This window comes from Flavobacterium sp. 9 (genome assembly GCF_002754195.1).
Classification (GTDB): domain Bacteria; phylum Bacteroidota; class Bacteroidia; order Flavobacteriales; family Flavobacteriaceae; genus Flavobacterium.
Genome location: NZ_PEEU01000001.1, coordinates 1,786,600 through 1,806,729, shown reverse-complemented (window position 1 = coordinate 1,806,729; position 20,130 = coordinate 1,786,600). Strand labels below are relative to the sequence as shown.

17 protein-coding genes are annotated in these 20,130 nt (G+C 32.5%); 11 read left to right on the top strand and 6 right to left on the bottom strand.

Going from position 1 to position 20,130, the window contains the following annotated elements:
• Positions 1-183: 183 nt before the first annotated feature.
• The 8 genes from CLU81_RS06765 to ftsY all read left to right on the top strand — a co-directional run bounded on the left by CLU81_RS06765 (position 184) and on the right by ftsY (position 5,339).
• Entirely contained in the window at positions 184-954 is a 771-nt protein-coding gene (locus CLU81_RS06765) for a 3'-5' exonuclease (protein WP_099709132.1), read from the top strand.
• A 93-nt stretch (positions 955-1,047) separates the two neighbouring features.
• The gene (locus CLU81_RS06760; protein WP_099709131.1) at positions 1,048-1,659 is read left to right on the top strand and encodes a fumarylacetoacetate hydrolase family protein; all 612 of its coding nucleotides are present in this window, start codon (positions 1,048-1,050) and stop codon (positions 1,657-1,659) included.
• On the top strand, positions 1,659-2,003 hold the full coding sequence (locus CLU81_RS06755) for an Hpt domain-containing protein (RefSeq protein WP_089350788.1): 345 nt from the start codon (positions 1,659-1,661) through the stop codon (positions 2,001-2,003). The genes CLU81_RS06760 and CLU81_RS06755 overlap by 1 nt, the downstream gene beginning before the upstream one ends.
• A 217-nt stretch (positions 2,004-2,220) precedes the next feature.
• Entirely contained in the window at positions 2,221-3,474 is a 1,254-nt protein-coding gene (locus CLU81_RS06750) for a CinA family nicotinamide mononucleotide deamidase-related protein (RefSeq protein ID WP_099709130.1), read from the top strand.
• Positions 3,475-3,545: 71 nt separating this feature from the next.
• Positions 3,546-3,782, top strand: a complete 237-nt coding sequence (rpmB, locus tag CLU81_RS06745; RefSeq protein ID WP_007805815.1) for a 50S ribosomal protein L28 — start codon at positions 3,546-3,548, stop codon at positions 3,780-3,782.
• A 27-nt stretch (positions 3,783-3,809) separates the two neighbouring features.
• A complete protein-coding gene (gene rpmG / locus CLU81_RS06740) occupies positions 3,810-3,992 on the top strand; it encodes a 50S ribosomal protein L33 (RefSeq protein WP_017495179.1) in 183 nt (60 codons plus the stop codon).
• A 71-nt stretch (positions 3,993-4,063) separates the two neighbouring features.
• On the top strand, positions 4,064-4,216 hold the full coding sequence (locus CLU81_RS06735) for a DUF4295 domain-containing protein (protein ID WP_008468081.1): 153 nt from the start codon (positions 4,064-4,066) through the stop codon (positions 4,214-4,216).
• Between the two features lie 169 nt (positions 4,217-4,385).
• Positions 4,386-5,339: a signal recognition particle-docking protein FtsY gene (ftsY, locus tag CLU81_RS06730; RefSeq protein ID WP_099709129.1), complete on the top strand. Its 954-nt coding sequence runs from the start codon at positions 4,386-4,388 to the stop codon at positions 5,337-5,339.
• A gap of 285 nt (positions 5,340-5,624) precedes the next feature.
• Here the strand turns inward: ftsY and CLU81_RS06725 are convergent, their stop codons facing one another.
• Positions 5,625-6,689, bottom strand: coding sequence for a serine hydrolase (locus CLU81_RS06725; protein ID WP_099709128.1), 1,065 nt, complete (start codon positions 6,687-6,689; stop codon positions 5,625-5,627).
• A 276-nt stretch (positions 6,690-6,965) separates the two neighbouring features.
• On the opposite strand from CLU81_RS06725, the gene CLU81_RS06720 reads away from it, so the two are divergent.
• Positions 6,966-7,406 carry a hypothetical protein gene (locus tag CLU81_RS06720; RefSeq protein ID WP_099709127.1) on the top strand — a complete coding sequence of 147 codons (441 nt, stop codon included), beginning with the start codon at positions 6,966-6,968 and terminating at the stop codon, positions 7,404-7,406.
• On the top strand, positions 7,387-7,683 hold the full coding sequence (locus CLU81_RS06715; protein WP_055095563.1) for a DUF721 domain-containing protein: 297 nt from the start codon (positions 7,387-7,389) through the stop codon (positions 7,681-7,683). Before CLU81_RS06720 ends, CLU81_RS06715 begins: the two co-directional genes overlap by 20 nt.
• A gap of 175 nt (positions 7,684-7,858) precedes the next feature.
• On the opposite strand, the gene CLU81_RS06710 is transcribed toward CLU81_RS06715, so the two are convergent.
• The 3 genes from CLU81_RS06710 to bshC all read right to left on the bottom strand — a co-directional run bounded on the left by CLU81_RS06710 (position 7,859) and on the right by bshC (position 11,570).
• Positions 7,859-8,278, bottom strand: coding sequence for a nucleoside-diphosphate kinase (locus CLU81_RS06710; RefSeq protein WP_065451312.1), 420 nt, complete (start codon positions 8,276-8,278; stop codon positions 7,859-7,861).
• Positions 8,279-8,490: 212 nt separating this feature from the next.
• A complete protein-coding gene (locus CLU81_RS06705; RefSeq protein WP_099709126.1) occupies positions 8,491-9,762 on the bottom strand; it encodes an acyltransferase family protein in 1,272 nt (423 codons plus the stop codon).
• A 218-nt stretch (positions 9,763-9,980) separates the two neighbouring features.
• The gene (gene bshC, locus CLU81_RS06700) at positions 9,981-11,570 is read right to left on the bottom strand and encodes a bacillithiol biosynthesis cysteine-adding enzyme BshC (protein ID WP_099709125.1); all 1,590 of its coding nucleotides are present in this window, start codon (positions 11,568-11,570) and stop codon (positions 9,981-9,983) included.
• A gap of 272 nt (positions 11,571-11,842) precedes the next feature.
• Between bshC and CLU81_RS06695 the strand changes: the two genes are divergently transcribed.
• On the top strand, positions 11,843-13,120 hold the full coding sequence (locus CLU81_RS06695) for an MFS transporter (RefSeq protein ID WP_099709124.1): 1,278 nt from the start codon (positions 11,843-11,845) through the stop codon (positions 13,118-13,120).
• A gap of 177 nt (positions 13,121-13,297) precedes the next feature.
• On the opposite strand, the gene CLU81_RS06690 is transcribed toward CLU81_RS06695, so the two are convergent.
• Together CLU81_RS06690 and CLU81_RS06685 are read right to left on the bottom strand one after the other, a co-directional pair.
• Positions 13,298-17,356, bottom strand: coding sequence for a T9SS type B sorting domain-containing protein (locus tag CLU81_RS06690; protein WP_099709123.1), 4,059 nt, complete (start codon positions 17,354-17,356; stop codon positions 13,298-13,300).
• A 140-nt stretch (positions 17,357-17,496) separates the two neighbouring features.
• Entirely contained in the window at positions 17,497-20,091 is a 2,595-nt protein-coding gene (locus CLU81_RS06685; protein ID WP_144444476.1) for a T9SS type B sorting domain-containing protein, read from the bottom strand.
• Positions 20,092-20,130: the final 39 nt, after the last annotated feature.

Below are 20,130 nucleotides of genomic sequence, written 5' to 3'. Positions count from 1 at the left end.
TTTAATAATTTTCAGGGTTTTTTGTTTTGTAAGAAAAGGTTAAGAAATGAATGCGGGCTCAGTTTAAGAGTAATTTTAAAAGTTAAAATATCGAAATCGAATCCATTTTTGTTTAAAAAAATCAAGAATAAAAGGGAAAATTCGGCTTTAAAAATTACATTTGTAATCTTATAAAAATTAAAAATGGAACTCAAACTCAACAAACCAATTTGCTTTTTTGATCTTGAAACAACCGGAATTGATATCGGTAAAGATCGAATAGTAGAAATTTCGATATTCAAAGTTTTTCCAAACGGAAATAAAGAAAGTAAAACCTGGTTGGTGAATCCAACGATTCCAATTCCGCCGCAAACCACCGCTGTTCATGGTATCACAGATGAAAAAGTAGCAAATGAACCTACTTTTGCAGAATTAGCGCCACAAGTTCATAATATGATTAAGGATAGTGATTTAGGTGGATTTAATTCAGATCGTTTCGATATTCCGTTGCTTGCAGAAGAATTGCTTCGTGCCGGAGTTGATTTTGATATGAAAAATAAAGTTTCAGTAGATGTGCAGACTATTTTTCATAAAATGGAAGAACGTACACTAAGTGCTGCATTGAAATTTTATTGCGGAAAAAGTCTTGAAAATGCTCACTCGGCAGAAGCTGATACAATGGCAACTTACGAAATCTTAAAAGCGCAATTAGATCGTTATCCGGATTTGGAAAACGATATGAAATCATTGTCTGAATTTACTACTCGTAAAAAAATAGCTGATTTTGCGGGAATGATTGCTTTTGATGCAGACAATGAAGAAGTTTTTACTTTCGGAAAACATAAAGGAGCAAAGGTTGACAAAGTATTAGAAACAGAGCCTGGATATTTCAGCTGGATTCAAAACGCTGATTTTCCTTTGTACACTAAGAAAGTTTTGACGGCAATAAAATTAAGAAAGTTAAATACTAAATAAGGTTCTAAGTCTCTAAGGTTCTAAGATGCTAAGTTTTTCTGCATAGTTTCTTAGAACCTTAGTAGCTTAGTAACTTAGCAACTTATAAAAGAAATGAAGATCATCTGTATCGGTAGAAATTATACCAATCATATTGAGGAATTAAAAAACGAGCGACCAACGGAACCTGTAGTTTTTATGAAACCGGATTCGGCAGTTTTGTTAAAGCAACATCCGTTTGTAATTCCAGAATTTTCTGAAGAAATTCATCACGAAATAGAGATAATTGTTAAAATTAACAAAGTAGGGAAGTACATCGAACCTAAATTTGCTCATAAGTATTATGATGAAATAAGTGTAGGTATTGATTTTACAGCCAGAGATTTACAAGATAAATTGAAACAAAAAGGGTTGCCTTGGGAGAAAGCAAAAGCGTTTGATGGCTCTGCAGTCATTGGAGATTTTGTTCCAAAAAACGATTTTGTTTCTATGGAAAATCTTACATTTGAGTTGACTAACAATTCTAAAACAGTTCAAAAAGGAAATACAAGCTTCATGCTTTGGAAAATTGATGAGCTGGTTTCTTACGTATCTCAATATTTTACATTAAAAATAGGAGATATTATTTTTACAGGAACGCCGGAAGGAGTTGCTGCGGTTAAACCAAATGATGTTTTAGAAGGCTTTTTAGAAGATAAAAAATTATTCAGAATACAAGTAAAATAATGGCTTTAAAGTACAACCTTTCGAAAGTATATGCGCTTTCAGACAACGATCCTGAATTTGTAAACGAAATTCTAAAACTATTTGTTACCGAAGTTCCCGAAGATTTAAAACAAATCAAAGAAGGAATTAAGAAAAAGGATCATAAATATGCTTACTCATATGCCCATAAAATAAAACCTACGTTAGATTTAATGGGGTTAAATGTGGCTTTTGAGGAAATCCTTCAGGTTGAAGCCTGGACAAAAGCAGAAGGCAAGAAAAAAGAAATTGTCGAAACTTTTAAAAGCATTAAATTGCAGGTAAAAGAGGCAATAAAAGAAATTAAAAAAGACTTTGATTTGTAAGATATGGGCGTGACTCTATTTTTGTCATTCATAAAATCAGGTCAAAAATAGAGTCGGGTTATACACTATATCTTTTGTTCCGGAAAATTTTGTAAAACGAGCACTTTTCGTTTGTCACAAAAGGATGCCGTTTCTACCCCTCACGCAAAATCGTTGCGACAACAACCTTCTTTATAATAATGACTTACAAAATTGTAAGTAAAAATATTCCACAGATATGAAAGCAACTATCATTACTATTGGAGATGAAATATTAATAGGTCAAATTGTAGATACAAACTCCGGTTTTATCGCAAAATCCCTAGACCGAATCGGAGTGGAAGTCCATGAAATGATTTCGATAAGCGACGATAAAAAACACATTTTAGACACATTTGCCCAGTTACAAAACAAAGTAGATGTTGTAATTGTGACCGGAGGTTTAGGACCAACAAAAGACGATGTTACCAAGAAAACTTTCTGTGATTATTTTGACGACGAATTAGTTGTTAATCCAGAAGTTTTGGCTCACGTAAAAGAATTGATTGAAGGATTTTATAAAAGACCAATTTCACAATTAAATAAAGATCAGGCTTTAGTTCCGTCAAAATGTACCGTTCTGCACAACAAAATGGGGACGGCGCCAGGAATGTGGATGAAGAAAGAAAACACTGTGTTTGTTTCGCTTCCGGGAGTTCCGTATGAAATGAAATATCTGGTTGAAGAAGAAATAATTCCTAAGATAGTTCGAGAGTATAAACGTCCGTATATCATTCATAAAACCATTTTGACTTATGGTCAGGGCGAGAGTTTAGTTGCAGAACGTATCGAAGATTGGGAAAATAATCTGCCTGAGTTTATCAAGCTAGCTTATTTACCAAATCCCGGACGAGTTCGTTTGCGTTTGTCTGCCAGAGGAACAAATAAAGAAGAATTAGAAGCAGCTATTGAATCAAATGTAAAATCATTAGATGCTATAATTCATGATATTATAGTTGGTTATGAAGAAAATGAAACGATAGAATCAGTAGTTGGAAAAATTTTAACGAAACAAGGTAAAACCATTTCGACTGCCGAAAGTTTTACCGGAGGAAAAATTGCTTCGCTTTTGTCAGCTATTCCTGGAGCTTCAAATTATTTTAAAGGCAGTATTGTTTCCTACGCAACAGAGGCGAAGGTTAATGTTCTCGGTGTCTCGCAGGATTTAGTAGATCAATTTACGGTAGTTAGCGCAGAGGTTGCATCGGCTATGGCTTTGAATGTTAAAGAGATACTTAAAACAGACTATGCAATTGCGACAACTGGGAACGCCGGACCAACAAAAGGAGACTCGGATGCAGAAATTGGAGCTGTTTTTATCGCTTTGGCTACTCCAACAGGCATAATTGTAGAAGAATTTAACTTTGGCCAACCACGTGAAAAAGTGATAAATAGAGCGACGATTAAGAGTTTAGAAATATTACAGAAAGAAATTTTAAAAATTGTGCGATAATTTTTTGTTTCAATCGTTTATTTTTCTTTTCTTTGCACCCTGATTTTGAATAACGATAAAAGATAAGTATAATGTCAAGAGTTTGTGACCTTACAGGTAAAAGAGCGATGGTAGGAAATAACGTTTCTCACGCTATGAACAAAACTAAGAGAAAGTTTTCTGTAAACTTAGTTAAAAAGCGTTTTTATCTTCCAGAAGAAGATAGATGGATTACTCTTAGAGTAGCAGCATCTACGATAAAAACAATTAATAAAAATGGAATTTCTGCTGTTTTGAAAAAAGCGCAGTCAGAAGGATTTATCAAATAATCTTTTCCTAAATAAATATATAGCAAGATGGCAAAGAAAGGTAATAGAATCCAGGTAATTTTAGAATGTACTGAGCACAAGACTTCTGGTGTAGCAGGAACTTCTAGATATATTACAACTAAGAACAAAAAAAATACTCCGGATAGATTAGAGATTAAAAAATTTAATCCAATCTTGAAACGCGTAACTGTTCACAAAGAAATTAAGTAATAATTAGAATTTTATAGTGCTCGGTGGTTTTGCCATTAGAGTTTTATAAAACTTCAAATAACATTTGAATCATGGCAAAGAAAACCGTAGCATCGTTACAAACATCTTCTAAGAGATTATCAAAAGCCATCAAAATGGTGAAATCTCCTAAAACTGGTGCATATACATTCGTAGAATCTATTATGGCTCCTGAAGAAGTTGATGAATTCTTGAAAAAGAAATAATTACAATCACATCATATAGAAAAGCTACTTTCATTCGGAAGTAGCTTTTTTATTTTTTATATTTGTCTAAAATTTAAAGAAGCATGCGTAATTTCGGGTTTCTTTAGATATTCAAGATTAAATAGATTGGAAAATCGAATTAATCTAAAAAACTAACAATCTATAAAAAATGAGTTTTTTAAAAAAATTATTCTCCACTGATAAAAAAGAGACTTTGGACAAAGGTCTTGAAAAATCAAAAACTACCTTTTTTTCAAAGTTAAGTAAAGCCGTTGCTGGAAAGTCTAAAGTCGATGACGATGTTTTGGATGATCTGGAAGAAATCTTGGTTGCTTCTGATGTTGGTGTAAATACAACTCTGAAAGTAATTTCAAGAATCGAAAAACGTGTTGCTGAAGACAAATATTTAGGAACTGAGGAGTTGAATCAAATCCTTCGTGAAGAAATAGGAGCTTTACTGTCTGAAACGAACACTGGTGAAGCAACAGAATTTGAAATTCCAAAAGATAAAAAACCATACGTTTTAATGGTAGTTGGTGTCAATGGAGTTGGTAAAACAACTACAATTGGTAAACTGGCTTATCAGTTTAAGAAAGCGGGTTATAATGTGGTTTTAGGAGCTGCGGATACTTTTCGTGCGGCTGCTATTGATCAATTGCAAGTTTGGGCAGATCGTGTAGGTGTTCCAATCGTAAGGCAAAATATGGGAAGTGATCCTGCTTCTGTAGCTTTTGATACGTTACAATCTGCTGTAGCTCAAAATGCAGATGTAGTAATTATAGATACTGCCGGACGTTTGCATAACAAAATCAATTTGATGAACGAACTTACCAAAGTAAAACGCGTAATGCAAAAAGTGGTTGCTGATGCTCCGCATGATGTACTTTTGGTTTTGGATGGTTCGACTGGTCAAAATGCTTTTGAACAAGCAAAACAATTTACTGCTGCTACTGAAGTAACTTCTCTTGCGGTAACCAAACTAGACGGAACTGCAAAAGGTGGTGTTGTAATTGGTATTTCAGATCAATTTCAAATTCCTGTAAAGTATATTGGTATTGGTGAAGGAATTGAAGATTTGCAAGTCTTTAATAAGTATGAGTTTGTGGATAGTTTTTTCAAATAATCTTTTAAGATAATTTCAATGAGTTTTTCTTCTTTAAAAAATATAACGCCACTTAGTTTTTATTTTGCAAGCGTTATATGTTTTGTTTTGGCAAATGTATTAAAAGACAAAAGTTTGTCTATTTATTATGTCTTATTGATTGTAGGATTGGTTCTCTTTTTTATGGGAATGTTAAAGAGATTGCGAACTAAATAAGAAAATATTTTCTATTTAATATATAAAGAAAAACTCATGTAGTCGTTGATTACATGAGTTTTTTTATGTTCAATATATCTGAAAAGTTTTTTATTGATACAACGCAATTATTTTCGTCCATAGCGTTTTGTCAAAATCTGATAAGGCAAGATTGACATCGTCAGCGGCATCTCCCATTCTGATAATGACCATGTTTTTACTTGGAACAACATAGATTTTCTGATCATTTTTCCCCAATGCCATAAACATGTCATTTGGCGCAGTCGGAATTATACTTCCCTGAAAAGTAAGTTGTGATTGTGGTAAATGATATGATGTTTTTCCGTTAAGCCACCATAAATACCCGTATCCTAAATTAATGTTTTGAGAAGTTGTTGTTGCTTCATTAAAATAAGCTTCGTTTAAAATTTGAGTATTATCCCATTTTCCCTTGTTAAGCATTAAAAGTCCAAATCGTGCTATACTTCTTGAAGTACTGGTATAAACGCTATTAACGCCAAGCTGAACCCAATTACCATCCATGCCAATTTTGTCTCTTAATTTGGTATTGAAATAGGTTGACCAGGTTTGCCCGCTTGCTTTTGCTACAACATCCTGGAGTTTTACATATACATTATGATATGCCCAACGTTTTCCTGAATCGGCCTTGTAGATTAAACTTGCAGGATCGACATCGTCTGTACTGTCATCAAGTCCTGAAGTCATTGTAAGAAGGTTTTTGCACGTAATTAAGTTTTCTTGTGCTAATGTTTCGCTTGTCCAACCGGTTCCGATATATTGTGAAACTTTATTATTGATGTCAAGTAAATTTTCTTGTTGTGCAATTCCGGTCATGGTTGATGTTAGTGTTTTTCCTGCACTTGCCCAATACCAATTTGTAGTTGCGGAATGACCATTGAAATAATTTTCCATTACAATTTGCCCATTTACTAGAATAATAAACGATTTAGAATGTTTGAGTTCTAAATAATCTAAAAGTGGCTGAACGGCAGCTTGATTCCATTTTAGATCTGTAAGAGATTTTGTTTTCCAAGTATTTCCTGTTAATGGAGGGAAATACATACTTTCAGTTGGAGTAGGTGTTGTTTCAGTTTGGTCTGAACTACATCCTGCAAATGCGAAGATTGTCAGGATTATACAAATTGTTTTAGTCATGGTTTTTTGGTTTTGGTTTGGAGTTTGACTAAAAATATGTAAAATAGTTTAATTGGTTTTGCATATTTTTATTTCTTTTGAGTTTTATAAGTTTAACTTTGTAGTTCGCAAAAAATCTCTTTTGAAAATTGGAGCCCTAGCCCTGATGGAAGCGGTATCCTTTTATGGCGGTCCCGAGGCTTCGGGAGACATAAAAGATATAGCGTACAGCAGGAAATAGCTCCTGATTCTTAATTTAAATAAGATTGAAGTAATTGAATTTTAATATAATAAACTATGAAAAACACTTTTATAATTTTGGCTTTGTTACTCTTGTTTGTGAGTTGCAAGCAGGAAATTAAACCAACGGATATTGCAAAACTTAATGGTTATTGGGAAATCGAAAAAGTGGTTTTTGATAAGGGTGAACAAAAGGATTATGGTGTGAATGAAAGCTTTGATTTTTTTGAAATTAAAAATAATAAAGGAATTCGAAAGAAAGTAATGCCGCAATTTGATGGAACTTTTTTAACGAGTGATTCTTTTGAAAATGTTTCGGTTCGGTTTAAGGATAATCAGGTTTTTTTAGATTACAAAACGGATTATGCAAAGTGGAGTGAAGAATTGATTTCGATTTCGGATAAGGAATTGGTGGTGAAAAATCAGGAGAAAAAAGAGTATCATTATAAAAAAGCAGGACCAATAAATTTATTAAACGATGGCAAAAAGACTAAATAATCAAAGTACGATTGGGGCTGTTTTGCAACAGATAATCCAGGTAAATAAATTACAGCCCGGAATGGATCAGATTGATGTGAAAGAGGCGTGGAGACAGTTGATGGGAAATGGAGTAAACACGTACACTAAAAATGTTGTGCTAAAAGGCAGTACGTTGTATGTTGAGCTTGGATCGGCGGTTTTGAGAGAAGAATTAAGTCACGGAAAATCGAAAATCGTTAAGATGATTAATGAAGAATTAGGGCGTGACGTGGTGAAAGATGTAGTTTTACGTTAGACTTGCTTAGACTTTTTAGACTTTTAGACTAGCTTAGATTTATTTAGATTTTAGATTGTTTAAAATAATAATAAGATAAAAAAACAAAACCCACTTCAATGAAGTGGGTTTCTTTATTTTGTAATTCTAAGAAATCTAAGTTAGTCTAAAATTCTAACTATCTAAGAAGTCTGAATTAGAATTGCTCTCTTCCAGCAAAGTGGAATGCACCTTCGATTGCAGCGTTTTCGTCGCTATCAGAACCGTGAACTGCATTTTCTCCAATAGAAGTTGCGTATGCTTTACGAATAGTTCCTTCAGCAGCTTCAGCTGGATTTGTAGCTCCAATTAAAGTTCTGAAATCTTCTACTGCGTTGTCTTTTTCTAAAATTGCAGCAACAATTGGTCCACGAGACATGAATTCAACTAATTCTCCGTAGAAAGGTCTTGCAGAGTGAACTGCGTAAAATGCTTGAGCATCAGCTACAGTTAATTGAGTTAATTTTAATGAAACGATTTTGAAACCTCCATTAGTAATCATTGCTAAGATATTACCGATGTGTCCGTTTTGAACTGCATCTGGCTTAATCATTGTAAAAGTTCTATTTGTTGCCATTTTATTGCTTATTTTTAATTTTGTGCAAAAGTATACTTTTTTTATGAATTGATTTTAATAAATTCATAATTAAAGAGTAAGAAATAATGTTTTTATGATTTTTTTAAACCATATAAGTGATAGTAGAGATGCACAGCAGTGCATCTAACATAAAGTAATATTTAATAAAAAAAGACGCACTGCTGTGCGTCTCTATATATATGGTGAAAAATTTAGACTTTGAAAATCAGTTTGTTTTTATAGAAAATCCATAAAATAAAAGACCAGATTCCTACATAAACTAAAGCTCCGGCTAATGAAGCCATCATTGGATTGCTAAAAAATGGCGCAATTCCGAAATGATATAAATAATTTAAAAGATTGATTTGAGTTTCGGGATTTTCGGGATTTTTAAGTTGAACCATTACTAAGGCTTGCGGAATAATCTGTGAGAAGAAAAATACAATCATTGGATTTACTCCCCAGATTAAAAATAATTTGAATCCTTTTTTATAATCTGCAATGTCAATTATATAATATAGTATAGATAAAACTGTAGCTGCTAATCCCGTTGTGTATAAAACATAACTGCTTGTCCACAATGATTTATTTATTGGGAAAACAATACTCCAAATTAATCCTGCAATGATAAGTTCTATGCCGGCAATAGCAATTTTTGTAGCTTTTTGTTTTTTGGTTATTTCAAGTTGTAATATTTGTCCAATTAATAAACCAATAATTCCGTTTACAATTGAAGGAAGTGTACTTAAAATTCCTTCGGGATCCCAGGTTATGGTTTCGCGATACATATGTCCTTTAAGTAAAACGCTGTCTAACCAAGAAGCTAGATTTGTTCCTTTTTCTAAATTTGCTTCGCCAATTCCCGGAACTGGAATTAAAGTCATTATTGCCCAATAACTCAATAATAGAACTATTCCGGTGATGATTTGTGTCTTTTTACTTGTTTTTAAATACAGTAGAGAAACTACAAAGTAAACAATTCCAATTCGTTGTAAAACGCCTGGTAAACGAACGCTTTCATAGGCTTCAATACCGCTATAAGCTAAAAAGAGGTAAATAAACAGAATCGAAAAGACCAATATATTTTTGACTTTAGAACTGAAATTACCCATTAAGGCATAACCAACAGCAACGGTAATAATCAGACGACCAATAAGAAGTGGAATTCCGTCGAGTCCAAAAAGCTGAATTTTCGCAAAATAATTAAAGAAAATTCCAAGGCAGAACATTCGAAGAGAACGAACAAGAATTTTGTTGAAAGTTGTGTCGTTCCAAGTTTTAGTTGGCATTGCGAGAGGAACTGCAACTCCCATAATAAAGATAAAAAATGGAAAAACTAAATCGGTTGGCGTGCAGCCATGCCATTCTGAATGTAATAAAGGTGCGTAAACGTGTCCCCAATCTCCGGGATTGTTTACAATAGTCATTAATAAAATTGTTAATCCTCTAAAGACATCCAAGGATATCAAGCGCTCTCTGGTCATAATTTTGGTAAATAGGTTAATTTTTTGTTTTTAAAAGTTACTATTTGGTTTAGAGAGGCAATAATCTTAGAAGAGGTGGTTATTTGTTTCTGAGAATTATTACTTTATTATTCATATTGATCCGCTTAACGGATTATTTTTTTGCCACGAATTTCACGAATTAGTACTAATTTTTATTCGCGAGTATTTGTAAAATTCGTGGCGAGATCTTTTGTTTTTTATATTGTTATGATATTAAAATTTGTTTCTAATGGTTTTAATTTTTGAATTAAAAGCGGAATCAATTGTTCGCCTTTCTCCAGATAAAATTCAGAAAAATTAGCTTGACGTTCCTGCAGACTTTGGTTCGGAAATAACTCGAATTGTAAATCTGCGACACGTTGTAATTCATTATCCAGTTTTCGTTTTTGTGCTTTTAATAAACGTTTTTCCAGATTTTCCAAACCTTTCTTTTGTTTTACCTCTTGCGCTTTTACAGCTCCGGTAAATGATTTATCAGTTTGTTGTGCCAGTTCGTAAAGATATTCAAATTGTTTTTCCAATGTTTCTTTTTGAGGCGTTAAATCAATAAGAAAAGCTGATAATTTACGAGTGACTGTATTTATTAAATCAGCAGGTTTTGTGAATAAATCTGCCCAGCTTAAACCTAATTTGTCTGCCTTTTTTGCTTGTTTTTCAGTGTTTAATAAAACAGAATTACGAACCAAAAGCATCGGAAAAGTGATTTTTACGGCATCAAAGAAAGATTTTAATTCTAACCAATAAGCAATTTCTCCGCCTCCGCCAATGTAACATAAATTTGGTAAAATAATTTCCTGATACAACGGACGCATAATCACATTTGGACTAAATTTCTCCGGATTATTTTCTAATAGTTGTAAAATTTCTTCTTTCGAAAATGAAATCTTAGTATTGTTTACAAAGTATTTGTCTTTCTCAAAAATGATTCTTTCTCTTAAATCATCTTCGATATAAAACAAATTGATTTCGCGTGGATTTACCTGAACAGTATAATCTTGAAATTTTGAGATCGTTTCCTGAACAGTTTTAAAGGAAGTTTGTTGCTCTAATTCCTCTTTGATATAAGGGATAAAAGGACGTTTCAAATTGGCATCATCAGCATCCAGAATTACTAAACCGTAATTTGCAAATAAACTATTGGCTAAAAAACGAGTTGCATCAGCAAGATTCTCATGCTTTAAATAAGCTTCTTCAAATATTTTTTTCAGGACATTAGCATTTGTGCTTGAACCTAAATCTTTTGAATATATTTCGAAAAATTCTTCTAAACCTTCTGTAGAAAGTCTTCCTACTGGTCCGGTACTTTCTTTATTCCAACGGAATTTTTTTCCTTTAAAATTAAAATAATTAATCTCTTCAAAATCGTGATCTTCTGTTGCCATCCAATAAATAGGAACAAAATTATTCGTCGGATATTTTAGTTTTAATTCTTTGGTAAGATTAATTGTCGAAATGATTTTATACAAGAAATACAATGGACCACTAAATAAATTTAATTGATGTCCGGTTGTAATTGTAAACGTATTTGGAAGTGCTAAAAGCTCAATGTTTTGTTTTGTTGCATCTGAAACTTCAATATTTCGATATTGTTTTTTTAATGTTTCAACCAAAGGAATTCGGTTTGCATTATCAAAATTAGCTTGTTTTTCAGTGATCTGTTTTTCGAAGTTTTCCAAAGTTGGAAAATGATTGTATAGCGGTTTTAATTCTGATTTTTGATCTAAATAATCTTGTATTAACTTAGAGAAATATCCTGAAGTTTGATAGCTGATACAGTCGGTAGGCATAATTTGGAATTTAATTTTTGATAGCTGTAAATTTAATGAAAATATGCAGTTAAAAACGGTTTTAACTATTGCTTATGATTTGATTTTTGATTTTAAGTTTAAAAGTCCCGTAATCAGGTTTTTAATTTTTTTGTTTTAAAGTTGTTTGGTAAAATTGAAAGTGCATGTAATTTGTTAAAAAAGCAGGATTGTTTTGAAACTTATTTTGGTAAAGATGAATTATTAATAATGAAATTATATTTTTGCAACTAAAAAAAGTATATCTATCTTACATGAAAAATAATCCTAATAAGGAAAATTCCTTGCGACATGTTCTTTTTGGTTCTTTAATTGGGACCACAATTGAATTTTTTGATTTCTATATTTATGCCAATGCTGCCGTATTGGTTTTTCCTCAACTTTTTTTCCCGGGCGCTAATAGCACTGTTTCTACACTAGAATCATTGGCTACGTTTTCTATAGCATTTTTGGCAAGACCTTTGGGATCCGCTGTTTTTGGGCATTATGGTGATAAAATTGGACGAAAAGTGACTCTTGTAGTTGCATTATTGACAATGGGATTATCGACAATAGCAATTGGTTTTTTACCGGGTTATGCAAGTATCGGGATTGCTGCACCAATTTTATTAATGTTGTGTAGATTTGGTCAGGGAGTTGGTTTAGGAGGCGAGTGGGGAGGCGCTGTTTTATTGGCAATCGAAAATGCTCCGCCACATAAACGTGCGTGGTACGGAATGTTTCCGCAATTGGGAGCACCAATAGGATTATTGCTTTCAGGTGGGACTTTTTTAATTTTGACAGACAGCATGAGTAGTGAAGCTTTTATGGATTATGGATGGAGAATTCCATTTATAGCAAGTTCACTTTTGGTAATTGTTGGATTTTATATTCGTTTAAAAATTAGCGAAACGCCTGCTTTCGAAAATTCTAAAGAAGAACAAAAAGAAGTTAAAATTCCATTTTTTACTTTACTGAAATCATATAAAAATCAATTGATTTTTGGAACATTGTCTGCAGTTACAACCTTTTTGGTTTTTTATTTAATGACTGTTTTTACTCTGAGTTGGGCCACTTCAGATTTAGGTTTTACTAAAAGAGAAGCTTTATTGATTCAATTACTTTCAGTATTATTTTTCGCCTTTTTTATTCCTGTTTCAGCTTTGGTTGCCGATAAAATTGGACGTAGAAAAATATTAATTATTACGACAGCGGCTATTGCTGTTTTTGGATTTTTCTTTTCTTACTTTCTAAATTCGGGAAATTCTGTTTTAGTAACAGCTTTTGTTTGCATCGGAATGTCTTTAATGGGATTCACGTATGGACCATTAGGAACTTTTTTATCTGAGTTGTTTCCTACTACAGTTCGTTATTCCGGTGCTTCTTTGACTTTTAACTTGGCAGGAATTCTTGGTGCTGCATTTGCACCAATGATTGCAATTTGGCTTGCAAGTACATATGGATTGAATTATGTAGGTTTTTATTTGACAGCCGCTGCTTTAATTTCTTTAATCTCATTTTTAGTGATTTCTAAGAAAGTACATCAGTTTTAATTTTTAACCGCAAAGTTCGCTAAGATTTAATTTTATATTACGCATAGAAAAACACAAAGTTCGCAAAGCTAGTTTAAAAAAAGCTTTGCGAACTTTGTGTTTTTATAAAACCGCGATCTAAAAAAACTTTGTGACCTTTGCGAAAAATACTTTGCGAACTTTGCGGTTAAATAATCGTTATCGTTTCAAACTAAAATGCCCTCTATATTCAGTTCCGTTTAATCTCGTTACTGTAAACCAATAATCAGATGAAGGTTGTTCCTGACCTAGATAATTTCCGTCCCAAACGCCATTATTAACTAACTCTTTGATTAATTTTCCATAGCGATCAAATATTTTGATTCCTGTATTTGGTGCTAAATAAGCAAAATCAATTGTCCAGTAATCATTATAAGTATCATTGTTTGGAGTAAAGAATTTTGGAAAAGGAAGCTCATCAACAAAATTAATACAATCACCAGTAGTTGCTTCAACAACTTTTATCATTACTGGAATTCTGTCACTTTCGCAATTGTTTATTGTTTGCGAAGCATAATAAGTAATGCCGTTTTGTAGCAAAGTTGATTCTGATAAAGTAGTAGTAGCAGAGAGACTTTCAAACCATTTTATATTTTCTCCCGTAATATCAATGTCACTTATTTTAGCATTTTTTTGAATACAAAATGTTTGAGGAGAGTTGGCAATTGGGTTTTGAGTGTCTTGAATTTTTACAACCACAGCAAATCGTTTACTTTCGCAACTGTTTAAAGTTTGCGTTGCATAATACGTTGTGTTTTCAAGTAAAGTTGTTTCTGTCAAGATGTTTCCAGCAGTTGCAGCATCGTACCAAATGATTCCTGTTCCCTGAATATTAATATCAGCAATTGTGGCATTTTGATCAATACAGAAAGGTTGTTCCGCTTTTGCTATTGGTAAATTTGTGTCATTGACTTTTACCAAAATCGGAGTTCTATCACTTTCGCATCCTGTAGTTTGCGAAACATAATAAGTAGTATTATTTTCCAGCAAAGTAGTGTTCGGTAAAGTACTGGCTGCAATGTTTGAACTGTACCATTTCAAATTTTGTCCATCAATTTGAATATCGTTTAAAGTTGCATTTTCATTTTTGCAAAAAGAACGACTATTAAGTTCAAGAGGAGCAAGAGGAGTATTTTTCACCGAAACAGTGACAGCAAATCTTTGACTTTCACAACTATTTGCAGTTTGAGAAGCATAATATGTCTTTCCGTCCTGAAGATTTGTTGTATTTGACAAAAGTGTCCCGTTTGAAGCAGCATCATACCATTTTACAAGATCTCCCGTAACTATAATATCAGCGATAGTTGGATTTGATCCGGAACAAAAAGGCTGATTTGCATCTGCAGTTGGAGGCAAAGTATTTTCAATTTTTGCAACTACACCAAATCTGTTACTTTCACAACCGCTAATTGTTTGAGTAGCATAATATGTTACATCATTTTGAAGTAAAGTTGTTTTTGGCAATAGTGTTCCCGCGGTTGCAGTGTCGTACCATTTTATATTTTGTCCTGTAATAGCAATATTATCCAAAGTAGCATTTTGAATACTACAGAAAGTTTGCGGAGTATTAGCACTAGGAAGTGGTTGACTTGTAATAGTAACAGTTTGATTTTGTGTTGATGTATTTCCATTTCCATCATTATAATTCCACACAATAGTATAAGTTCCCGGTAAACTATATGATAATGGATCTGTTGTTGTTCCTGTAATCGCTCCAGCACAAGCATCTGTCGCTGTTGGAATAGTATTTATTGTTGTGTGACAATCTCCTGTTATTGTTGGAAGAGTTGCCAAATCAGGAATTGGCTTTTCTACATCGCCAATAACTACTGTAATTTTTTTGGTATCATCACAATCACCACCACCAAGAATTGTACAAGTATAGTCTCCACTATTAATAGCTGTTGCATTTGTAATTGTTGGATTTTGATCTGTCGATGTAAAACCGTTTGGTCCGGTCCATGAATAATTTGTTCCTCCAGAAGCTTTTAGTTCTAAGGTTTTACCAACACAGACTGGGGAGTTGCTTGTCACTAAAGTACTTGATTCGCAATCTTTAAATTTTACAAGAAAGGCATCTGTATTATTAAAAGTATAAGAATTAGTATCTGGATAAAAATTTTCCTGATATGTACCTAATGTCGCAATATTAATAGTACTATTAGTAATTCCCGATATATAAATATTTGAGTCATTATCGACTTCGGTTATAAATGCACTGTCTGCCATTTCTCCCCCGAAATAAGTAGCCCATTCTCTTTTTCCCTCAGTATTAAATTTTACCAAATAAGATTCTGTTCCTGGAAATCTCACTTGTTGATATGCATTTGCCGTAGGAAGAAAACCATCTTCAACTCTTCCAGTAAAATAGATAGAACCATTTTTCGAGACTGATCCTCCTAATGCTTCAGGAAAGAAATAGGATCCCCAAATTTTGAATCCATCTGGGGTAAATTTAAAGATGCTGCCACAATTAGTAGAAATGCTATTTTGAATATAATTTTCTTGAAAGACTCCTGGAGTGCTTATATTTGTATCACTATTAGTTTGTCCAAAGCAATAAATATTGTCCGAAGAATCAATTCCAATATTACGAAAAAAATCATTTTTTTCTCCTCCAAAATAAGTACCCCAAACTCTATTTCCATCTGTTGTAAATTTTACTAAGAAACCATCATAATTAACATTAAATTCTTGATATGAATTTGCAGTGGAAATATTGCTACTGCTTTTTGAAACTCCTAAAAGAATAATATCTCCATTTGAGGTAAAACTAGAATCGTAAATAACATCATTTTCATTACCGCCATAATAGGTTCCCCATTCACGAAAACCATTACTGGTGAATTTTGCGATAAATCCATCTTGAGAATATTCAGAGGAAGATCTTCCGGGATTTGGTTGATGAGTATTTGTAGTAGCAATATTTTCGTGACTACTTGTCTCGCCAGAAATATAAATATTTTCACTAGGATCAATTAGTATACTATTTACACTTTCATTACCAGATCCTCCATAGTAGCTTCCCCATTGACGAATACCATTAGTATCAAATTTAGCGATAAATCCATCAATGTATGGGCTTTTATTAGGTTGATGAGATCCTAATGTTGATATATTAGTTGTACTTAAAGTACTACCTACTAGAAATATATTATTATTGTTTGAAACTTTAAGTTGCTCAATGCCAACATATCTATCACCACCATAATAGGTTCCCCAAACTCTTGTGCCATCTGAATTAAGTTTCGCGAAAAATAACTCAACAAAACCATTTGAATCGTAAGTACTTTGATGTGATCCTACAGTAGCAATATTGTTTTTGCTATATGTTGTTCCAGCCATATATACAAAATCATCTTTTGTGAATATACTACTAGGATAATCAGATTCTTCTCCACCATAATAAGTCCCCCACAATCGATTAGGTACAGGATCAATTACAATCGTTTTCCCAGAAACAGCTTCTAAGCTACTAAACCCATAAACATTCTTTTTAATCTTAGTATATCCAACTTCAATTTCTTTTTTATTATTTCCGTCTTCAATCCAGCTTGCCGGAAGTGTTTCTTCCATTTTACCAAAGCGAACATTCATCTGGATTTTATTATCAACCAAATCAGTTTCAGCACCAGTAAATTTTAATTGAATGTCTGAGATTTTTCCTTTTGGATGAATAACAAAATTGTATTCGACAGTTTTTTGAGGATCATTTGGAATAGAAAAAACAACATCAATATTTGGGTAGATGTTTTTGTAAGTAATTTGCTTGTATTGATGAACACCAACAATTCCTTCTGGTTTATTGGGAACGTTGTAGTAATTATCAAAGTCTTTCGATTTTTGTTCTGTAATTAATTCAACTTTAGAACTTGAGTTTACAAAGTCAATGTCTATTCTGTGAAAAGTATATTCTAAATTATATTCCGGTTTGGTTTGTTTATCTTTTTCCGGAATCTGCTCAGGATGTGTTTTTGCTGTTTGTGAACGAACGATTGGAGTTTTCTTTACTTCGTAAACATCATATGAAAAACCATTTTTTCTAAGCTGAACATTCAATCCATTAGAATTTAACAGATATTTTACAGCGGAGTTCGATTTTCCTTTTTGGTCTATTATTTGATCTTTATTTTCTTTAAATCCAATAGATTGGTTTTTAGTTTGGGAAAATAGTTGAATTGTAATTATAAAAAAAAATAAAAGTAACTTATGTTTCATTTTGAAAATTTGGCTTGTCGCAAATGTAATTAAATATCTACAAAAGACAATTTAAAAGGCAACATGTTAAAAAGCCGATTTTGAATCCTTATTAGAAGAATCAAAATCGGCTTTATTACAATTTTTGAATGAAATTATTTTTATCGTTTTAAACTAAAATGCCCTCTATATTCGGTTCCGTTTAATCTTGTTACAGTAAACCAATAATCAGATGCAGGTTGTTCCTGATCAAGAAAGTTACCGTCCCAACTTCCATTATTAACTAATTCTTTGATTAATTTTCCATAGCGATCAAATATTTTGATTCCTGTATTTGGCGCTAAATATGTAAAATCAATTGTCCAGTAATCATTATAAGTATCATTGTTTGGAGTGAAAAATTTTGGAAAAGGAAGTTCATCAACAAAATTAATACAGTCGCCAGTAGTAGCTTCAAGAACTTTTATCATTACCGGAATTCTGTCACTTTCGCAATTGTTTATTGTTTGCGAAGCATAATAAGTAATGTCGTTTTGAAGCAATGTTGATTCTGATAAAGTAGTATTAACGGATAGACTTTCAAACCATTTTATATTTTCGCCATTAATATCAATATCGCTGATTTTAGCATTTTTTTGAATACAAAATGTTTGCGGAGAATTGGCAATAGGGTTTGGAGTGTCTACAATTATTATGGTTACTGCAAGCCTCTCGCTTTCGCAGTTGTTTTTTATTTGTGTGACATAATAAATGCCATTTTGTAATAGATCGTTTTTTTCTAAAACATTTCCGTTTGATGCAGAATCATACCATTTGAGGTCAGTTCCATTTATAGTAATATTTTCAATAGTTGCAAATTCAGTCCTGCAAAAATGTTGAGTATTATTTCCTGATGGCAGTTCTGTATCGTAAATTCGAACTAAAACAGGTGTTCTGTCGCTTTCACATCCGTTTGTTTGCGATGCATAATATATCTTGTTGTCCTCTAATAAAGTACTATTAGGTAAAGCTGCAGCATCAATATTGGTGTTGTACCATTTTATATTTTGCCCTGACATTTTAATATTGCTTAAAGTTGCATTTTCCTTTTTGCAAAATATAGGACTTGTATTTATTGCCGGAGCAGAAGGCGTATTGGTAATTGTTACCGTAACAGCTAATCGTTCCGTTTCACAACTGTTTGATGATTGAGAAGCATAGTACGTTTTTCCATTCTCCAGAGCAGAAGTAGGCGACAGAATATTTCCATTTGTCGCTGAATCATACCATTTTATTCCACTAAAATGTGGAGTTAAATCGCCTATTGTTGCATTTTGACTTGTACAAAAAAGTTGACTTTCTTCACCATCAGGTTTCGAAGGATCACACGGACTGAGTTTAACAATAAAACCATCTGATGTTAGTACACCTCCATTATGTAAAGAATCAAATATTTGACTGCCAACACCTGGATCGAAATCACATTCGCCATTAAAGTCACCTAAAAGATATATACTTTTATTTTTAACTTTTATATCTTTTACTAATGAACGATAATTAGAAATTAGCATATAAGCTTTCTCAAAATTTCTATTTGAATCAAATTTTATGGCATAACCTGATCCATATTGAATCGAACCATAAGGGTTTTCTAAGAAAAAATTATTAAGAGAAGGATCCGCATCGACTTTTCCGGCAAAATCACCAACTAAATAAATATTATTTTGTGCATCACTTTCTATTTGCCACATACGAAAGTCTGCTGAAAATTGTGCAACAAAATATTCTTTTAAATCCACGAAGTTACCATTACTGTCAAGCCATAATAAAAATTTTTGAGAATAGGTGTTTACCACATTTGATGACGGATCAACATCTACTGCACCTTGAAAAACTCCATTAGTACCAGCTGAAATAATATTTCCCTTACGATCAATATGAAAAGTTTCTATGCCTTGCTGCGATAATTTTTTTTCCCAAATAACATTTGCATTGCTCGTATTAATATTAAATATCGAACACATGGGATAACCTTTATCTGAAGTATTTACTACAGCAATAATGTTTCCATCTGGTTTTGTGTGAATTTTTACGTTAGAGGGCTCAGGATAATCAAATATTTTTTTCCAAATAAAATTTCCAGAATTATCTAGTTTAAAAATGTATGAAGCAATACTATTTTGTGATTCAAATTTTACATCAGTGTTGTTGATGTTTATCGTTTGTGAGTTTACAAACCAGCCGCCAACAAGAAGATTATTTTGATTGTCAATATCAAAACTATTGATAAAAATGGAACCGGGATTTTTAATTTTAATTTTTGATAACTCATTTCCATCAGGAGAAATTTTTATAATAGTGAAATAGGAGTTAATTTGATTTGGAACAAGCTCTGCAGTTTGTAAAAGAAGATAAATATTACCATCGGGTCCAATTTTTATTTCATAAGCAGATTGTCCTGATTTTAAATCTCCAAATGTTTTTCCCCAAACAAAGTCGCCATTGCTGTTCAGTTTTATTAAATAAACATCTGTGTATGGAGAAAATGGAGTAGAACTATTATTAATAATTTGAGTGCCATTAGGAGTTGGATCAAGATCGTAAGTATAAGATTGTGCTACACCAAGAGAATAAGAATTACCATCATTGTCTACTTCTACGGCTTGAGCTTCATCAGTTTGCTGATTTCCAATTTGCCTTACCCATTGAAAATCCTGAGCTTTAATACTATTGAAAAAAAATATAGAAATAAAAAGGAAAAGTAATTTATGTTTCATTTGGATAATTTGTCTTGCGGCAAATGTAATTAAATATCT

Coding starts and splice junctions, on each gene's coding strand:
- CLU81_RS06725 (WP_099709128.1), bottom strand. CDS start 6,689: ATGACTAAAACAATTTGTATAATCCTGACAATCTTCGCATTTGCAGGA.
- CLU81_RS06685 (WP_144444476.1), bottom strand. CDS start 20,091: ATGAAACATAAATTACTTTTCCTTTTTATTTCTATATTTTTTTTCAAT.
- bshC (WP_099709125.1), bottom strand. CDS start 11,570: ATGCCTACCGACTGTATCAGCTATCAAACTTCAGGATATTTCTCTAAG.
- CLU81_RS06765 (WP_099709132.1), top strand. CDS start 184: ATGGAACTCAAACTCAACAAACCAATTTGCTTTTTTGATCTTGAAACA.
- CLU81_RS06705 (WP_099709126.1), bottom strand. CDS start 9,762: ATGACCAGAGAGCGCTTGATATCCTTGGATGTCTTTAGAGGATTAACA.
- CLU81_RS06750 (WP_099709130.1), top strand. CDS start 2,221: ATGAAAGCAACTATCATTACTATTGGAGATGAAATATTAATAGGTCAA.
- CLU81_RS06720 (WP_099709127.1), top strand. CDS start 6,966: ATGAAAAACACTTTTATAATTTTGGCTTTGTTACTCTTGTTTGTGAGT.
- CLU81_RS06760 (WP_099709131.1), top strand. CDS start 1,048: ATGAAGATCATCTGTATCGGTAGAAATTATACCAATCATATTGAGGAA.
- CLU81_RS06715 (WP_055095563.1), top strand. CDS start 7,387: ATGGCAAAAAGACTAAATAATCAAAGTACGATTGGGGCTGTTTTGCAA.
- CLU81_RS06690 (WP_099709123.1), bottom strand. CDS start 17,356: ATGAAACATAAGTTACTTTTATTTTTTTTTATAATTACAATTCAACTA.
- rpmG (WP_017495179.1), top strand. CDS start 3,810: ATGGCAAAGAAAGGTAATAGAATCCAGGTAATTTTAGAATGTACTGAG.
- CLU81_RS06755 (WP_089350788.1), top strand. CDS start 1,659: ATGGCTTTAAAGTACAACCTTTCGAAAGTATATGCGCTTTCAGACAAC.
- CLU81_RS06710 (WP_065451312.1), bottom strand. CDS start 8,278: ATGGCAACAAATAGAACTTTTACAATGATTAAGCCAGATGCAGTTCAA.
- CLU81_RS06735 (WP_008468081.1), top strand. CDS start 4,064: ATGGCAAAGAAAACCGTAGCATCGTTACAAACATCTTCTAAGAGATTA.
- CLU81_RS06695 (WP_099709124.1), top strand. CDS start 11,843: ATGAAAAATAATCCTAATAAGGAAAATTCCTTGCGACATGTTCTTTTT.
- ftsY (WP_099709129.1), top strand. CDS start 4,386: ATGAGTTTTTTAAAAAAATTATTCTCCACTGATAAAAAAGAGACTTTG.
- rpmB (WP_007805815.1), top strand. CDS start 3,546: ATGTCAAGAGTTTGTGACCTTACAGGTAAAAGAGCGATGGTAGGAAAT.